Here is a 1202-nt window from a genome sequence, read left to right on the forward strand (position 1 = left end):
AAATCCCATAATATTCTCACTATATTAAAATAGACAAATTATAATAGGAAAATTCATTTAAATAACTGCTATGTTAAATATTTCACTTTCACCAACAAAAGCCTTGGCCGTAGTGCTGAGTGTTTTATTGACACCGATTAAAGCGTTGCGTTTGCGTTATGTGCCGCTCTTGTTGGTGTATTTTGCCTATGGCAGTAATGCTTTTACCGCCATTGCTGAGATGTTTTGGGTGAAAGACTCGTTGGATATGAGTGCAGCAGATTTGGCAGAGTTAGGTATATGGCTGACAGTGCCGTGGACGGTGAAAATGATTTTCGGCTCATTGGTTGATAGTGTGTTGATTTTTGGCTCCAACCGTAAATCTTATGTTTACATTGGTGCATTGCTCATTACCATTAGTTCTTTAATGATGATTGCGGTGGTGGGTGATTATTCAATTGTTGCAGAGTTTTCTAAAAAGAGTGTTTATATTTTTGCCAGCGTGATTGCTGTTGTTGGTTTTGTGATGCAAGATGTGGTGGCAGATACGATGAGTACTGAGGTGATAGATAAGAACCAGTCTAAAGAAGAAATCCATCAAGAATTAGCAAGTATTCAGGTATTAGCGCGTTTGTCGTTAGGTTTTGCGATTTTTATAACGGGTTGGATTGGTGGTGAGCTGGCAGATGTTTTTAAAGACGAGCGCGAAGTGGTTTTTATGATTGCGTTATTTATACCTTTGTTGTCAATTCTGGGAGTGAGCTTGGTACGCCTTAACCCTGTGCCAACATCTAAGCTCAATAAACATGTGTTATTTGGTGGCTCGGCTCTCGCATTATTTGTTGTGATTATGGGTTATGCGCAAGTACCTTATTCGCAAGAGATTGTGTTTGTTATCTCACTTGGCATTGTATTGACTTTACTTAATGATTTGATTGGCGATTTGAGCGAAAATGCGATTCGCCATATTAAGATGGCAATGATTATTATTTTTGTCTATCGTGCGATGCCCTTAGTTGGTGCGTCTTTACGATGGTGGCAAATTGATGTGCTTGGCTTTGATGAATCATTTTTTGCTAAGTTGTCAGCGATTAGTGGTGCGATAGCTTTGGCAGGGATGTGGTTGAGTGCTAAATTTATTGTTAAGCGCAATATTGGTGAAGTCTTGATATTTTTAACTATTATGGGCACTTTATTGTCTCTGCCGATTGTGGCAATGTATT

The 1202-nt window shown here is 38.9% G+C and carries 1 protein-coding gene; it reads left to right on the forward strand.

Going from position 1 to position 1202, the window contains the following annotated elements; all coding sequences use genetic code 11:
- Positions 1 to 70: 70 nt before the first annotated feature.
- A partial coding sequence (locus BBROOKSOX_RS11290; RefSeq protein WP_139661944.1) for a folate/biopterin family MFS transporter occupies positions 71 to 1202 on the forward strand: 1132 nt, incomplete at its 3' end.

The sequence above is a fragment of the bacterium endosymbiont of Bathymodiolus sp. 5 South genome (assembly GCF_900128535.1).
GTDB lineage: Bacteria > Pseudomonadota > Gammaproteobacteria > PS1 > Pseudothioglobaceae > Thiodubiliella.